The sequence below is a fragment of the Pseudomonas spelaei genome (assembly GCF_009724245.1).
Lineage (GTDB): Bacteria > Pseudomonadota > Gammaproteobacteria > Pseudomonadales > Pseudomonadaceae > Aquipseudomonas > Aquipseudomonas spelaei.
In genome coordinates, this window is the sequence record NZ_WNNK01000006.1 from 205636 (window position 1) to 220841 (window position 15206).

Below are 15206 nucleotides of genomic sequence, written 5' to 3' on the forward strand. Positions count from 1 at the left end.
GGGGCGTCAGACTCAGGCAGGCAGGGCCTGGGACGCTTGCGGTTTCAGAGGAAGCAATGGCGCATGAGGATCGGCTTTGACCGAGGCACGCCAAGCTGTCAGCCACTCGGCATGACCTTCGCTCCAAACCTGTTCATGCAAGCGAGCCAGGGCGACCGGGTCGCTGAGCAAGGCCAGGCGCTCGCCGTTGTTGAGGCCGGCAGGGCCGACTTTCAATGCATGACGAACACGCTCGATGCGCAGCCACTCAATCGGCTCGGCCTGACCATGACGGGAGGTCGCCAGGGCACAGGCCAGAGCGTTCTGCTGAGGATCGACCACCGCCCGCACAAAGCCGTCATTCAGCGCGTGCCAACGGTTTTCGTGGGTGTACTGGTCGGTCGACAGCAACGCCTGGGGCGGGTTGTACTCCTCAGGGATCAGGAACAGGCTCTCGTCGCGAGACTTGAGGCCCAGCTTGACCCGGCTGGAGATTACCGACACCGGAATCGACAGCATCAGCGAACCGACAATCGGCACCAGCCACCACAAGAAGCTTGGGTTCAACCACACCACCAACAGTGCCCAGAAGAAGCCGAGCAAGGTCTGCGGGCCATGGCGCTTGACCGCTTCACTCCATGGCGTGGAGTCGTCGTCACGCTGTGGCGAGTTCCAGGTCGCAGCCCAGCCGAGGAACGCGGCGAGCACGAAGCGCGTATGGAAAATCATCCGCACCGGCGCCAACAGCATGGAGAACAACATCTCCAGCAGCATCGACAAGGTCACCTTGAACTTGCCGCCGAACTCTTTCGCGCCCTTGGCCCAGATCAGGATGATGCTCAGCAATTTAGGCAGGAACAGCAGCACGATAGTGGTGGAGAACAGCGCCACCGCCTTGTCCGGATGCCATTGCGGCCACAGCGGGTACAACTGCCGTGGTGCCATGAAGTACTGCGGTTCCATCAGTGTGTTCACCGCCAGCAGTGCCGTCGACAGCACCAGGAAGAAGAACCACAACGGTGCCGACAGATACGACATCACCCCGGTCAGGAACACCGCGCGGTGCACCGGGTGCATGCCCTTGACCAGGAACAGGCGGAAGTTCATCAGGTTACCGTGGCACCAGCGACGGTCACGCTTGAGCTCATCCAGCAGGTTCGGCGGCAGCTCTTCGTAGCTGCCCGGCAAGTCGTAGGCAATCCACACGCCCCAGCCGGCACGGCGCATCAGCGCGGCTTCAACGAAGTCGTGGGAGAGGATCGCACCGGCAAACGCGCCTTTACCTGGCAACGGCGCCAGGGCGCAGTGCTCGATAAACGGCTTCATGCGGATGATCGCGTTGTGCCCCCAGTAGTGGGATTCACCCAACTGCCAGAAGTGCAGGCCGGCGGTAAACAGCGGGCCATAGACGCGGGTGGCGAACTGCTGCATGCGCGCATACAGGGTGTCCATGCCCGACGCCCGTGGCGCGGTCTGGATGATCCCGGCGTCCGGTGTGGCTTCCATCAAGCGCACCAGGCTGGTCAGGCATTCGCCGCTCATTACGCTGTCGGCGTCGAGGACCACCATGTACTTGTAGTCACCCCCCCAACGACGGCAGAAGTCGTCGAGGTTGCCGCTCTTGCGTTTGACGCGACGGCGACGGCGGCGATAGAAGATCTTGCCGAACCCGCCGGCTTCACGGCAGACGTCGAGCCAGGCTTGCTGCTCGGCGATACAAATATCGGCGTCGTTACTGTCACTGAGCACGAAGAAATCGAAGCGGTCCAGATCACCGGTCGCGGCGACCGACTCGAAAGTCGCGCGTAAGCCGGCAAATACTCGGGGCACGTCTTCGTTGCAGATCGGCATGACCAAAGCAGTACGTGCTTCTTTCGCGATCGGCTCGTTGCCGGCACTTTTCCCGGAAATACGGTACTTATCGTGTCCGGTGAGCAGTTCCAGGAACCCCATCAGCGCGGTCCAGAAACCGGCCGAGACCCAGCAGAACAGAATCCCGAACAACACCAGGATGCTGGTTTGCAGGGCGTAAGGCAGCACCTGGGTGGCCGTCTGCAGCAGGGTCTGGTTGCGGATCTCGTCAAAGTCGACGAAGGACCAGCCCTGGTAAGGCATGATGCCTTTCATGTACCAGCCTGCGACGATGGTCTGGCCGAGCATCAGCACCAACAGGATATAGCGACGAATCGAACCGACGGTGCGCCAGCGGGCAGCCGGCAACACGCGCTCATCCTTCGGCGGTGCCGGAGGATTGGTGCGACCGGTCAGGCGACGCCAGCCACGCACCAGGATATTGGTGCGCCAGGGCTCAGGCACTACCTTGGTCCGACGGATCGGCGGCGTGGCCTTGAGGCAAACCCGACCGCTGGCGTCGAGCGCCAACATTTCGGCATCTTGCAGCTCTTCGGCACTGTTGAGGGTCAGCCGACGGCCCACCGACGCTTGGGCAGCGTCGACAGGCGCATCGAAGGTAGCCGACGACAGGCGCTCGTGCAGTTCGGAGAAGGACGTGCAGCCCGCCAATTCGGCGCGCTGCTCATCGGTCATCGGGAGATGCGCCAGGTACTCGCTCAGAGTCTCTGGCTGGGCTTGGGAATTACTCATCGGCAGGCAACTGATAGCTCCAGGTCTCGCTCAGGACTTGTTCGGTCTTGGTCGGCTCTGGTGTGGCTGGGGCAGCCGCTTCTGGCTGCTTGGCATCCTTGTCCTTGGCTTCTTTCGCTTCCTTGGCGTCTTTCCTGGCCTGTTTCTCGTGCTGCTTGGCCAAGACCTTGTCAGCCTTGAGCACCTGGCTCGAAGCCTTCTCAGGCTCAGGTTTGACGATGTCCTGCACCAGGGCCGCACGCATCTCGGTAGGCTTGCCTGCATCCTTGATCTTCAAGCGCAGGGTCAGGCGCCAGCCTTGGGTATGCGGGTTGTAGCGCACGCTGTTCTCAACGATCTCGGCGTTGTCGCCGACGCTGACCTGGCTACGCACCGGGGCATCCGCCGGCAATTTCTTGAGGGCAGGCCCTTCGAAGTCCACCAGGTACGCCACGCTGCCGTCCGGCTGACGAATCAGGTTCGACTGCTTGACGTCACCGGTCGAACGCAGGGTCTGCTTGACCCAGGAACTGTCAGGCGAGTGATAGGCCGCGTCGTCCAGGGTCCAGTGCAGACGGTAGCTGACATCCAGCGGCTTGCCTGGCTCGGGCAGTTTTTCCGGGCTCCAGAAGGCAACGATGTTGTCGTTGGTTTCATCGGCGGTCGGGATTTCCACCAGGTCGACGGAACCCTTGCCCCAGTCGCCCTCAGGCTCGATCCAGGCGCTTGGGCGCTTGTCGTAGTTGTCGTCGAGGTCTTCGTAGTGGCTGAAATTGCGGCCACGTTGCAACAGGCCGAAACCACGTGGGTTTTCCACGGTGAAGTTGCTGACCGACAGGTGTTTAGGGTTGTTCAACGGGCGCCAGATCCACTCGCCGTTACCGGCATGGATCGACAGACCGCTGGAATCATGCAGTTCACGACGGTAGTTGAGGACCTTGGACGGCTGGTTGGCGCCGAACAGGTACATGCTGGTCAATGGAGCGATGCCCAGCTTGGTGACCTTGTCACGCAGGAACATCTGGGATTTGACGTCGACCACGGTGTCGGTGCCCGGACGCAGGATCAGGCGATAGGCGCCAGTGGCCCGCGGCGAATCGAGCAAGGCAAAGATCACCAGGTGCTTGTCACCCGGTTTTGGACGCTCGATCCAGAACTCGGTGAAACGCGGGAACTCTTCGCCGGACGGCAAGGCGGTGTCGATGGCCATGCCACGGGCGGACAAGCCATACACCTGACCTTTACCCACCACGCGGAAGTAGCTGGCGCCGAGCATGGTCATGATTTCGTCTTGCTTGTCGTCCTTGTTGATCGGGTACAGGACGCGGAAACCGGCATAACCCAGCTGTTCGGTAGCTTTGGGGTCAAACTTGACGTCGCCGAAATCGAAACGAGCCGGGTCGTACTTGATTTCCTGGACGCTGTCGGCGGTAACTTCGTTGATCTTCACCGGCGTATCAAAGTGCATACCCTGGTGATAGAAGGACAGCTTGAACGGGGTTTTCTGATCGGCCCATTCGGCTTTCTCATTGCGGAAACGAATTTTCTGGTAATCAGCGAACTTCATTTCGCGGAATTCGTTAGGCAAATTGCTGCGCGGGGCTTCGTATTTCTGCCCGGCCAGCTCTTTTGCCTTGGCCGACACATCATCCAGACTGAATGCCCACAGTTGACCGGCGCCGAACAGGCAAAACAGGGCGGAGCCCGTCACCAGTACGTTTCGTAACCGTTTGGCAGACAATTTTGGTGCATTACAGGGACTAACAATCACGAGCAACCCTCGCCGAAAACAGATCAAAAAACCAACGGCCAGCTATCTATATGCCAGGTTGGCGAGCAATGTTCCGACTCCGATGGGGCTAAATGATTCCCCAATGGCTGTCGGACAAAGCTCTACTTAAGTCAAATATGGACCAAACAACGCTGATCCCCGTAGCGCGCGATTATCTAGTAGCCCGCGAGACAACGCATCAGGGGCAGCGAAGTATTTGTAGCGAAAACCTGTGTTTTTAGGCATTAAAAGTCGTTTTTAGTACATTCAGGTCTGTAACAGGAAGGTGACCGGGCCATCATTGACCAAATGCACCTGCATATCCGCGCCAAAACGCCCCGACGCCACCGTGCCATGCAATTGTTGCGCTTGTAACAGCAGGTAGTTGAAAAGCGCTTCTCCCAGTGCCGGTGGAGCCGCCGTGGAGAAACTGGGGCGCAGGCCACTCTTGGTGTCTGCGGCCAAGGTGAACTGCGACACCAGTAGCAAACCGCCACCGATGTCCTTCAAGGACAGGTTCATCTTGCCCTCGCCGTCGCTGAACACCCGATAGTTAAGCAGCTTGTGCAGCAATTTGTCGGCACTCGCCTGGGTATCTGAAGGTTCGACGGCCACCAGCACCAGCAAACCCTGGTCGATCGCCCCCACAACCTCCCCCTCTACCTCGACCCGGGCGCCTCGCACCCGTTGCAAAAGCCCCTTCATGCTTCTTCAGGCGGTAGATCGAGCAGGCGTCGTGCCATTTCACTCGCCGCACGCACCAGTGCATCGGTGATTCCGGGCTCGGAAGCCGCATGGCCGGCCTCGCGAATAATCTGCAGTTCGCTGTTGGGCCAAGCCTGATGCAACTCCCAAGCGTTATCCAACGGGCAGATCATATCGTAGCGGCCATGCACGATTACGCCAGGCAAATGGGCGATCTTGTGCATGTCTCGAATCAATTGGTTCGGTTCAAGGAACGAGTTGTTGGTGAAATAGTGGCATTCGATACGGGCAATCGACAAGGCGCGTTGTGGCTCGGAAAAGCGCTCGATCAACTGTGGGTTCGGGCACAGTCCCAGCATACGGCCTTCCCAGGTGGACCATGCCTTGGCGGCGTGCATCTGGGCAATCTGGTCGTTACCGATGAGGCGTTTGTGGTAGGCGCTGAGCAGGTCGTGGCGCTCTTCCTGAGGAATAGGAGCGAGGTAGTCCTGCCAGTAATCCGGGAACAGGCGGCTGGCACCCGCCTGGTAGAACCACTGAATATCCTGGGGGCGAGCGAGGAAAATGCCGCGCACAATCAGGCCATGCACGCGCTCAGGGTGGGTTTGCGCGTAGGCCAGGGCCAGGGTCGACCCCCAGGACCCGCCGAACAGCACCCATTTTTCGATACCCAGGTGCTCGCGAATCCGCTCAAGGTCGGCCACCAGGTCCCAGGTGGTGTTGTTTTCCAAACTGGCCCGTGGAGTGGAGCGTCCGCAGCCGCGCTGATCAAAAGTGACAATGCGGTACAGGTTGGGATCAAAATAGCAGCGGCTGTTGGCGTCGCACCCGGCACCGGGGCCACCATGGATGAACACAACGGGCAAACCTTCCGGGGAACCGCTTTCGTCAACATACAGCACGTGGGTTTCGTCGACGGCCAGATCGTGCCGGGCGTAGGGTTTGATCTGCGGGTACAAAGTCTGCATTGCGCGCTCCGTAAGGGGTCGAGTTCATCCCTGGGGGGACATCTATTATTTTGCCGTCTGGCATCATAAACCCGAATTGTGCAATGAGCATGTCCTTGACGCTTCAGACTTGCGTCAACAGAACCTCGCGCAGATAGCCCAGCAAGTATTCGTACAACTGATCCACCTCGGGCACCTGCCCCCTCGCTCGCAAACAGCCATGAATCAGCCCTTTCCCCGGATACAGCGTGGCGGCCACGCCAGCCCCTTGCAGGCGTTCGGCGTAGAGCATGCCGTCATCGCGCAGCGGGTCGAATTGCGCCACGGCGATCAACGCCGGTGGCAAGCTACTGAAGTCCTCGGCCAGCAGCGGCATGGCGTAAGGTGATGGCTTCCCCGAGCCGCGCAGATAGAGCGTCAGGTAACACTCGGTGTCGCTGGTGCTGAGCAGCGGCGCATCGAAGCAGTCACGCCGGGAGGGCAAATCGGCAGCGCCGCCCAGCCCCGGATAGACCAGCACCTGGGCCCGAGGCAGCGGCTGCCGGTCATCCCGTAAACCCAGGCACAAGGCCGCTGCAAGGTTGCCACCGGCACTATCGCCGACAACTACCAGCCGCTGGAGGTCGATCTCGTAGGGTGTTTCGCATAACTGAATGGCCTGCCAGACCGCCCGGCAATCGTCGTAGGCTGCTGGAAACGGATGTTCGGGGGCCAGCCGGTAATCAATGGCGATCACCAGCACCTGTAGCGCGCTGGCCAGCTCAAGGCAGATGAAATCATGGGAATCCAGGCCACCGACCACCCAGCCGCCGCCGTGCATATAAAGGATGCAGGGCCAACCGGAGGGAGGCGTGGGCGTCGATGGTTGATAGCTGCGTACGCCCACGCCAGCCAGAGGGAAATCCGATACCTGCAACCCTTCGGGCTGTCGCGGGGTGAAGGCTCGGCACATGCGGTCGTAAGCCTGGCGCAAACCCGCCAGCGACGTGTCGTCATGAGTGAAGGATTCGGTTTTTTCAACGAAGGCGTAAAGCTGCTGGGATATCGAATAACGGGACATAAAAGAGATCGTCCTGAAGATGGAGATTTAACAACCACCACAGATCCAGTGTGGGAGCCGGGCTTGCCCGCGATAGCGGTAGATCAACCAACATCTTCAGCGACTGTCACTGCGCCATCGCGGGCAAGCCCAGCTCCCACATTGATCTTCGTTGAATCAGGGTTTGAGGCTGGCCTGTACGGCCGCTACGCCATCTTTCCCGTCAAGCGTCGTCACACCCGCCAACCAGCGCTGCAAGTCCTCAGGATTGTCGCGCAGCCATTGCCTGGCCACGTCCTGAGGCGTCTTGCGATCCATGATCGGCACCATCAGTTGGCTTTCCTGGGCAGCGGTGAAGGTGAGGTTTTCCAACAGGCGGTTAACGTTCGGGCAACGCTCGGCGTAATCCGGCGCGGTGACGGTGGAGACAGTGGCCGCACCTTCATTGGGTCCGAAGACATCTTCGCTGCCGGTCAGGTAGGCCATCTTCATATTGATATTCATCGGGTGCGGGGTCCAACCGACAAACACTACGAACTCCTTGCGATTCACCGCCCGCTGCACCGCCGCCAACATGCCCGCTTCGCCGGAGGCAATCAGCTTGAAGCCACCGAGGCCGAAGTGATTGCTGTCGATCATTTTCTGGATATCGGTGTTAGCCCCACTGCCCGGCTCGATGCCGTAGATCTTGCCGCCCAGTTGCTGCTTGAAGCGGGCGATGTCAGCGAAGGTTTTCAGGCCCGCGTCAGAAACGTACTGCGGCACCGCCAAGGTAGCCTGGGCGTCGGACAGGCTCGGTGTAGCAAACACCTTCACCTGCCTGGCTGCCAGGAACGGCGCGATGTTGTTGTCCATCGCCGGTTTCCAGTAGCCGAGGAAGATGTCCAGACGCTTGTCGCGGATGCCGGCAAAGATGATTTGCTGCACGGCGCTGGTTTGCTTGCTGTCGTAGCCGAGGCCGGTGAGCAGCACGTCGGCCACGCCGCTGGTGGCCACCACATCGGTCCAACTGACCACGCCCATGCGTACGGTTTTGCAGACGGCCGGGTCAGCGGCCATGGCGTTGGCACTCAGGAGTGCGGTGCCGGTGAGGATCAACAAGCAACGGTTGAACAGTCTTTTCATGAAAGAGGTCTCACTCGGCAGTTCTTATTGTCGGGGATGGCGTCTGACGCGCCGTACCCAACACCTTACCCAGCGAAACCTCGATAAAAGCGACCTGTGGCGACAGGGATTTGCACAGGGGCGACCGATGGTCACCCGTAATGCTTATGCCCCCATGCCAGGAACCCTTCCAGCAGTTCCTTCAACACCACCCGGGTCGGCTCAGCCAAATCCGCCCGATAACGGAACGGCTCAAACTCTTCCATATACGTGCACTGCCCCAGTTCCAGTTGCACCGCATGAATATTCTGCGCCGGGTTGCCGTAGTGCCGGGTGATATGGCCGCCCTTGAAGCGCCCGTTCAGCACATGGCTGTACTGCGGATGACCGGCGCAGATGGCTTCCAGTTGGCTGGCCAGTTGCGGATCGCAGGAAGCACCATTGAAGGTGCCAAGGTTGAAGTCCGGTAACTTGCCCTCGAACAGGTGCGGGATCACCGAGCGGATAGAGTGGGCATCAAACAGCAACGCGTAGCCGAACTCGGCCTTGAGCCGGGCCAGTTCTTCTTGCAGGGTACGGTGGTACGGCGTCCAGACCTGCTCCAGATAAGTCGCGCGCTCGGCCTTCGACGGCTCCAGCCCTTCGCGGAACAACGGTACACCGTCGAACAGCGTCGCCGGGTACAGGCCGGTGGTAGCGCCGACGTACAGCGGTTTGTCGTCAGAGGGCCGGTTGAGGTCAATCACAAACCGCGAGTATTCGGCAGCCAAGGTGCTGGCGCCCAGCTCTTGCGCAAAGTCATAGAGCGTGGGGATATGCCAGTCCGTGTCCGGCAAGCTTTGCGCCTCGGGAATCAAGCCTGCCTCAACGGCCGGCGTCAGGCGCAAGCCCGCGTGGGGCATGCTGATCAGCAGCGGCACACGGCCTTGTTTGAAGTTCAGAACCTTATCCACAACGGTACTCCTCATTCACAAAGGCAGCTTTAAACAGTGACGTCGACGCCGTGGCGCACGACGCGTTTATCCAGTTCGCCACCCAGCCAGTAAGCCAGGTCGGCAGGACGATCAATCTGCCAGGCGACGAAGTCTGCGACCTTGCCCACTTCCAGCGAACCATGGGTCTCGCCCATGCCCAAGGCGGTGGCCGCATGTTGTGTGGCGCCGGCCAGGGCTTCTTCCGGGGTCATGCGGAACAGGGTGCAGGCCATGTTCAACATCAGACGCACGGACAAGGCTGGCGAGGTACCAGGGTTGAGGTCGCTGGCGATGGCGATCTTCACGCCGTGCTTGCGCAAGGCTTCCATCGGCGGCAGCTGGGTTTCCCGCAAGAAGTAGAACGCCCCCGGCAACAACACCGCGACGGTGCCGGAAGCGGCCATGGCGATGGCGTCTTCTTCGGTCATGAATTCCAGGTGATCCGCCGACAGCGCCTGATAACGCGCGGCCAGGCTGGAGCCATGCAGCGACGAGAGTTGCTCGGCGTGCAGCTTCACCGGCAAGCCAAGTTGTTGCGCGACAATAAACACCCGCTCCACCTGCTCGGGGGAGAACGCCAGGTATTCGCAGAAGGCGTCGACGGCATCCACCAGCCCTTCGGCTGCCAGGGCCGGGAGCATCTCCTGGCAGATGTGTTCGATGTAGTCATCGGCGCGATCGGCGTATTCCGGCGGTAAGGCGTGGGCCGCCAGGCACGTGCTGCGCACGCTGACCGGCAGCTCGGTGCCGAGGCGACGGATCACCCGCAAAATCTTGCGTTCGCTGGCCAAATCCAGGCCATAGCCGGACTTGATCTCCACCGTGGTCACACCGTCGCGCAGCAAACTGCGCAGGCGCTTGTGGGCACTGGCAAACAGCTCATCTTCGCTGGCGGCACGGGTAGCACGCACGGTGCTGGCAATACCGCCACCTTTGGCGGCGATCTCGGCGTAGCTCACGCCTTCGAGCCGCTGCTCGAATTCACCGCTACGATTGCCGCCGAACACCGTGTGGGTGTGGCAGTCGATCAGCCCCGGCGTGACCCAAGCCCCTTGCAGGTCATGAACCTGGGCGTAGTCGCCGTTCGGCAGCTCGGCCCGTGGGCCGATCCACTCGATCAGCGTACCGGCCGTCACCATGGCGGCATCCTCGATGATCGAGTACTTGCCCTGGGCCATGGTTGCGACGTGGCAGTGTTGCCAAAGCGTTTTCATCCAACGTCTCCGTCAGTTATCGATGAGTCAAAGCCGGGTCGTAATGAACCTTGGCTGCTTGCCCGGCCGCCGGCTTGACCCACAGCAGGTAGGCGACGATCAGCAGCACGATCCACACGGCGCCGACCACAAGGGCGGCCTGGGTGTCCGGGAAATAACCCAGCACGCCGAAGATAAACAGCATGAACACGATGGCCGCCGCAGGTGCGTAAGGCCAGAACGGCACCGGGAATTTCAGGTCGGCGATTTGCTCCTTGGTCATCGAGCGACGCATCGCCACTTGAGTCACCAGGATCATCAGCCATACCCAAACGGTAGCAAAGGTCGCCAGCGAGGCGATCACCAGGAACACGTTTTCCGGGATCAGGTAGTTGAGCACCACGCCGCCCAACAAGGCGATACCCATCACCACCACGGTCATCCACGGCACGCCCTGTTTCGACAGTTGGGCGAAACCTTTGGGTGCATGACCTTGCTGAGCCAGGCCGTACATCATGCGGCCGGCGCCGAAGATGTCACTGTTGATGGCCGAGACCGCAGCCGAGATCACCACGATGTTGAGGATGGTCGCCGCCGAGCCAATGCCCAGATTGCTGAAGATCTGTACAAACGGGCTGCCCTGGCTGCCGATTTGCGGCCATGGATAGATCGCCATCAGTACAAACAGGGTCAGCACGTAGAACAACAGGATGCGCAGCGGCACCGCGTTGATCGCCTTGGGAATCACGCGTTGCGGGTCTTTGGCTTCGCCGGCAGTGATGCCGATGATTTCAATCCCGCCGAAGGCAAACATCACCACTGCGAAGGAGGCGATCAGGCCGCCGATGCCGTTAGGCATAAATCCGCCGTGGGCCCACAGGTTGCTCAGGCCGGTAGCCGGTGCATCCGCCGATGAATGAATACCGAACAGCATGATGCCGAAACCACCGAGGATCATCGCGACAATGGCCGCCACCTTGAGCAGCGACAGCCAGAACTCCATCTCGCCGAAGACTTTGACGTTGCACAGGTTCAGGCCGCCGATCACCAGGACGATGCCCAACACCCAGACCCAGCGGGCGACTTCGGGAAACCAGAAGCCCATGTAGATGCCAAAGGCGGTGACGTCGGCCAGGCAGACGATGATCATTTCAAAGGCGTAGGTCCAGCCGAGGATAAAGCCCGACATTGGTCCCAGGTAGGTGCTGGCGTAGTGGCCGAACGAGCCGGACACCGGGTCGTGCACGGCCATTTCGCCGAGGGCGCGCATGACCATGAATACGGCGGCGCCACCGATCAGGTAGGCCAGCAACACGGCTGGGCCAGCCATCTGGATAGCCGAGGCGGAACCGTAGAACAGCCCGGTGCCGATCGCCGACCCCAGTGCCATGAAGCGAATATGGCGGGCGGACAGCCCGCGTTTCAAACCCTTTTCTTGCTGGTGCATTTCTCGTCCCTAATTGTTCTTATCTGAGAAGGTGAAGCGCTGAACAATGGTGGGAGCTGTCGAGCTTTAGCGAGGCTGCGATAGCGGCGGGTCAGGCGACATTAATGCCAGCTGTGCCGACGTCATCGCAGCCTCGCTAAAGCTCGACAGCTCCCACACTGGATCACCTTGGCGACCCAGTTTTGAGCAAGGCGCTTACAGGCTCGGCAACAACTTCGCCGGCACCAGCTCATTCAAACAACGGCTGGCCAACAGCTCGCTCGCGGCGTTGATGTCCGGCGCGAAGAAACGGTCCTTCTCATAAAACGGCACTTTACCGCGCAGGATGCCACGGGCTTTTTCCAGCTTCGGCGAGGTTTTCAAACCATCACGAAGGTCCAGGCCCTGACACGCCGCCAGCCATTCCACCGCCAGAATACCGCGCACGTTTTCCGCCATTTCCCACAGACGCTTGCCTGCAGCCGGCGCCATGGATACGTGGTCTTCCTGGTTAGCCGACGTCGGCAGGCTGTCCACGCTATGCGGGTGGGACAATGCCTTGTTCTCACTGGCCAAGGCCGCTGCAGTCACCTGGGCGATCATGAAGCCGGAGTTCACGCCGCCATTGGCTACCAGGAACGGCGGCAGTTGCGACATGTGCTTGTCCATCATCAACGAGATGCGGCGCTCGCTCAGGGAACCGATTTCAGCGATGGCCAGGGCCATGTTGTCTGCGGCCATGGCGACAGGTTCTGCGTGGAAGTTACCGCCGGAAATCACGTCACCTTCGGCAGCGAACACCAACGGGTTGTCGGAAACAGCGTTGGCTTCGATCACCAGCACTTCGGCGGCCTGACGGAACTGGGTCAGGCAGGCACCCATGACTTGCGGCTGGCAACGCAGGGAGTACGGGTCCTGAACCTTGTCGCAGTTCTGGTGGGACTTGGACACTTCGCTGCTCTCGCCCAGCAGGTCACGATAAGCGGCGGCGGAGTCGATCTGGCCGCGTTGGCCGCGGGCAGCGTGAATACGCGCATCAAACGGCGAACGCGAACCCAGTACGGCTTCCACCGTCAGGCCACCACAGGCCAGGGCGGCGGCGAACAGGTCTTCGCCTTCGAACAGGCCGCGCAAGGCAAACGCAGTGGACACCTGGGTGCCGTTGAGCAGCGCCAGACCTTCTTTAGCGGCCAGGGTCAGCGGCGTCAGGCCGGCGACTTTCAGCGCTTCGGTCGCCTCCATCCATTCGCCCTTGTAGCGTGCCTTGCCTTCACCCAGCAGTACCAGCGACATGTGCGCCAACGGCGCCAAGTCACCGGATGCACCCACCGAACCCTTGAGGGGAATGTGCGGATACACCTCGGCGTTGATCAGGGCGATCAGCGCATCGATCACTTGCCGGCGAATCCCGGAGAAACCACGGCTCAGGCTGTTGACCTTGAGCACCATGACCAACCGCACCAGTGCATCGCTGATGGGCTCGCCGACACCGGCGGCGTGGGACAACACCAGGGAACGCTGGAGGTTTTCCAGGTCTTCACTGGCGATACGGGTCGAGGCCAGCAGGCCGAAACCGGTGTTGATGCCGTAAGCGGTGCGGTTCTCGGCGAGAATCTGCTCCACGCAGGCGACACTGGCTTCGATCTGGGCCGAAGCGCTGTCATCCAGGCTGAGGGTTACCGGCTGCTGGTAGATGGCACGCAGTTGGGCAAGGCTCAGTTGGCCTGGAATCAGGTTTAGCGCAGTCACATTCATGCTCCTTTTGAGAGTGTTGTTAACTACCAGTCGCTCCGGATGCTTCCGTTATCCGCCGCTGTCCTCTTTTTGAGTGACTGACGGCTTGGCACGCTGGTTATTGTTGGAAAAATTTTCAGTGCAAATTCGGTAGCGTTCGTTGCAGCAAGGCGGTGTCTTTCAGCAGCGTTGCCGCTGTAGCGATGTCCGGCGCCAGCCAGCGGTCCTGGTCGTAGGCCGGGACCTGTTCACGCAGCACGCGCCAGGCGGTATCAGTACCCGCGCCGAAACGTTGTGCTTTGAGAAATTCGAAAGCCTGGGCCGCCAGCAGGTACTCGATGGCGAGGATCTGGGTGACGTTTTCCAGCACTTGATGCAGCTTCAGTGCGGCATTGGTGCCCATGCTCAGGTGATCTTCCTGCAGGCCCGAGGTGACGAAGTTGTCGAGCACCGCCGGTTGCGCCAGTTGGCGGTTTTGCCCGCACAGCGAGGCGGCGACGTACTGCACGATCATCATCCCGGAGTTGACGCCGGGGTTGCTCACCAGGAAGGCCGGCAAGCCGCTGACGTGAGGGTTGATCAGACGGTCCAGGCGACGCTCGGCGATGGAGCCGATTTCCGCCATGGCGATGGCCAACATGTCGGCCGCCAATGCCACAGACTGCCCGTGCGGGTTGGCCTGAGACACCACGCGGTAATTGTCCGCAGTGCCGAGGAGCAACGGGTTGTCGGTAGCACCGTTAAGTTCGGTTTCGATCTGCCGGGTGGCGTGCTCCAACTGATCACGAGCTGCACCGTGGACCTGGGGAATCGAACGGATGCTCAAAGCGTCCTGAGTGCGAATCCCTTTACTGGTGGCGATCACTTCACTGCCGTCCAGCAGCGCACGCAGGTTAATGCCCACTTGCTGCATACCCGGGTGTGGCTTGAGGGCGATGATCTCTTCATCGAACGCATCGATCTGACCGCGCTGGGCTTCGAAACTCATGGCACCGATCACGTCGGCCCATTGCAGCAGGCGGTGTGCGTCATCCAGGGCCAGGCAGCTGAGGCCAGTCATGCACGGCGTGCCATTGACCAGGCACAGACCGTCCTTGGCGCCGAGCACCACAGGCTGCAAACCTTCGGCCGCCAAGGCTTCGTGCGCCGGGACGATGCGGCCCCGGTAGCTGACCGTGCCGACGCCCAGCAACGTGATGCCGATATGGGCCATATGCGTCAGGTAACCCACCGAACCCTGGGACGGTACCTGCGGGGTGATGCCATGGTTCAACAGCGCCAGCAGCGAATGAATCACCTGCGGGTGCAACCCGGATTTGCCGTGGCTGTAGTTGATGATTGCAGCACAGATGATTGCCCGAGTCTGCTCATCGCTCAATGGTGCACCCACGCCACATGCGTGGCTAAGCAGCGTATTGCGCGACAGCTGGCTCAGTTGCTCGCCTTCGAGCGAGACGTTGCACAAGGCACCCAGGCCGGTGTTGACGCCATAGGCGCGTTCACCGCTGGTGACGATGCGCTGGACGATGGCCTGGGCATTATCGATCCGCGCCCAGGCCTGGCCCGACAGTTCAAGGACCGCGCCGTGACGGGCCACGGCGACCACGTCCTGCCAACGCATCGGAGCGTCGGCGATGATGATTTTTTCAGCCTGGGACATTGTTGACCTCTTCATATTTTCTACAGCTTTGCCGGCCTCATCGCGGGCAAGCCCGGCTCCCACAGGGGAATGCAGTTCAAATGTGGGAGCT

At 60.7% G+C, this 15206-nt stretch carries 11 protein-coding genes; all 11 read right to left on the reverse strand.

Annotated elements, in window-relative coordinates:
- Window positions 1-12 precede the first annotated feature (12 nt).
- The gene (gene mdoH, locus GNF76_RS09530) at window positions 13-2583 is read right to left on the reverse strand and encodes a glucans biosynthesis glucosyltransferase MdoH (protein WP_155582919.1); all 2571 of its coding nucleotides are present in this window, start codon (window positions 2581-2583) and stop codon (window positions 13-15) included.
- Entirely contained in the window at window positions 2576-4276 is a 1701-nt protein-coding gene (locus GNF76_RS09535) for a glucan biosynthesis protein (protein WP_218585287.1), read from the reverse strand. The genes mdoH and GNF76_RS09535 overlap by 8 nt, the downstream gene beginning before the upstream one ends.
- A gap of 324 nt (window positions 4277-4600) precedes the next feature.
- Window positions 4601-5038 (reverse strand): D-aminoacyl-tRNA deacylase, encoded by a 438-nt coding sequence (dtd, locus tag GNF76_RS09540; protein WP_155582921.1) that lies wholly within the window; start codon window positions 5036-5038, stop codon window positions 4601-4603.
- Window positions 5035-6006, reverse strand: a complete 972-nt coding sequence (gene pip / locus GNF76_RS09545; RefSeq protein WP_155582922.1) for a prolyl aminopeptidase — start codon at window positions 6004-6006, stop codon at window positions 5035-5037. The genes dtd and pip overlap by 4 nt, the downstream gene beginning before the upstream one ends.
- Window positions 6007-6109: 103 nt before the next feature.
- Entirely contained in the window at window positions 6110-7045 is a 936-nt protein-coding gene (locus tag GNF76_RS09550; RefSeq protein WP_155582923.1) for an alpha/beta hydrolase, read from the reverse strand.
- A gap of 156 nt (window positions 7046-7201) precedes the next feature.
- On the reverse strand, window positions 7202-8149 hold the full coding sequence (locus tag GNF76_RS09555) for a choline ABC transporter substrate-binding protein (protein ID WP_155582924.1): 948 nt from the start codon (window positions 8147-8149) through the stop codon (window positions 7202-7204).
- Between the two features lie 131 nt (window positions 8150-8280).
- The gene (hutG, locus tag GNF76_RS09560; protein ID WP_178123252.1) at window positions 8281-9081 is read right to left on the reverse strand and encodes an N-formylglutamate deformylase; all 801 of its coding nucleotides are present in this window, start codon (window positions 9079-9081) and stop codon (window positions 8281-8283) included.
- A gap of 29 nt (window positions 9082-9110) precedes the next feature.
- Complete coding sequence (gene hutI, locus GNF76_RS09565; RefSeq protein ID WP_155582926.1) at window positions 9111-10316, reverse strand: imidazolonepropionase; 1206 nt, start codon at window positions 10314-10316, stop codon at window positions 9111-9113.
- Window positions 10317-10332: 16 nt separating this feature from the next.
- Entirely contained in the window at window positions 10333-11742 is a 1410-nt protein-coding gene (locus GNF76_RS09570) for an amino acid permease (RefSeq protein ID WP_155582927.1), read from the reverse strand.
- 195 nt (window positions 11743-11937) lie between these two features.
- A complete protein-coding gene (gene hutH / locus GNF76_RS09575) occupies window positions 11938-13476 on the reverse strand; it encodes a histidine ammonia-lyase (RefSeq protein ID WP_155582928.1) in 1539 nt (512 codons plus the stop codon).
- A gap of 115 nt (window positions 13477-13591) precedes the next feature.
- Window positions 13592-15115, reverse strand: a complete 1524-nt coding sequence (gene hutH / locus GNF76_RS09580) for a histidine ammonia-lyase (RefSeq protein ID WP_155582929.1) — start codon at window positions 15113-15115, stop codon at window positions 13592-13594.
- Window positions 15116-15206 lie beyond the last annotated feature (91 nt).

Coding starts and splice junctions, on each gene's coding strand:
- hutI (WP_155582926.1), bottom strand. CDS start 10,316: ATGAAAACGCTTTGGCAACACTGCCACGTCGCAACCATGGCCCAGGGC.
- mdoH (WP_155582919.1), bottom strand. CDS start 2,583: ATGAGTAATTCCCAAGCCCAGCCAGAGACTCTGAGCGAGTACCTGGCG.
- GNF76_RS09550 (WP_155582923.1), bottom strand. CDS start 7,045: ATGTCCCGTTATTCGATATCCCAGCAGCTTTACGCCTTCGTTGAAAAA.
- dtd (WP_155582921.1), bottom strand. CDS start 5,038: ATGAAGGGGCTTTTGCAACGGGTGCGAGGCGCCCGGGTCGAGGTAGAG.
- GNF76_RS09570 (WP_155582927.1), bottom strand. CDS start 11,742: ATGCACCAGCAAGAAAAGGGTTTGAAACGCGGGCTGTCCGCCCGCCAT.
- GNF76_RS09555 (WP_155582924.1), bottom strand. CDS start 8,149: ATGAAAAGACTGTTCAACCGTTGCTTGTTGATCCTCACCGGCACCGCA.
- hutH (WP_155582928.1), bottom strand. CDS start 13,476: ATGAATGTGACTGCGCTAAACCTGATTCCAGGCCAACTGAGCCTTGCC.
- pip (WP_155582922.1), bottom strand. CDS start 6,006: ATGCAGACTTTGTACCCGCAGATCAAACCCTACGCCCGGCACGATCTG.
- hutH (WP_155582929.1), bottom strand. CDS start 15,115: ATGTCCCAGGCTGAAAAAATCATCATCGCCGACGCTCCGATGCGTTGG.